This is a genomic window from Mesorhizobium sp. M1E.F.Ca.ET.063.01.1.1 (genome assembly GCF_003998155.1).
Lineage (GTDB): Bacteria > Pseudomonadota > Alphaproteobacteria > Rhizobiales > Rhizobiaceae > Mesorhizobium.
This window is the reverse complement of sequence record NZ_RZSC01001421.1, coordinates 1-682: the sequence shown is the minus strand read 5'-3', so window position 1 is coordinate 682 and position 682 is coordinate 1. Positions and strand designations below refer to the sequence as shown.

The window sequence follows — 682 nt, the reverse complement described above, 5'->3', positions numbered from 1 at the left end:
CCGTCGGCGACGCGCATCAGGTTGACGCCGCGCCGCGAAGCGCCGTCGGCCATCCAGAAGCGCCAGCGGATCGTCGCCCGGTCGCCGGCAACGAAGGTTTCTTCGATATCGAAGCGCTGCCAGGTGCGGTGGCGATCGCCGACCACAGCTCGACGCAGGCGGCCTTGCCGGTGCGGCGGGCGCCGTCCGGCGCCGGCGTCGTGTTCTCGATCACGCAGTCATCCGCCACCAGATCGTCCAGCGCCGACGGATCGTGCTTTTGAAAGACGTCGTTTTAGCGCCGCATGATCTCGGCCGTTTCGGTGGAGTGTTTGGCCGTGGCGATGTCGATGATGAGTTCGTGGGTCATTGGATTTTTCTCCTCCGCTTCAGTGGTCAATGAGGCTTGCCTTGAGCGTGATCGTGGCGACGCCAGTCAGCGCGCGTGAGACAAGGCAGGTTGCCTTGGCGGCCTGCGCCAGCCGCTCGAATTCCTCCCCGGTCAGCCCGGCGACGCTCGCCTCGGTCTCCAACTCAATGCGGGTGATCGTCGGCCCGGCCGTGGTGGCGCCGAGATGCACTTTTGCGATCGTGCGGATGTGTTTCGGGATATGGCCCTCGCGGCCAAGGATGGCGCTCAGCGCCATCGAGAAGCAGCCGGCATGGGCGGCCGCGATTAGTTCCTCCGGATTGGTGCCCGGAC

The 682-nt window shown here is 65.8% G+C and carries 1 protein-coding gene and 1 pseudogene; both read right to left on the bottom strand.

All coding sequences use genetic code 11. From position 1 onward, the window contains the following. Nucleotides 1-349, bottom strand: a pseudogene (locus tag EOA29_RS38970) (nuclear transport factor 2 family protein); the annotation flags it as partial. A 19-nt stretch (nt 350-368) separates the two neighbouring features. Then, nucleotides 369-682 (bottom strand): OsmC family peroxiredoxin (locus EOA29_RS38965; protein ID WP_127222544.1); only part of this gene is annotated, 314 nt, incomplete at its 5' end.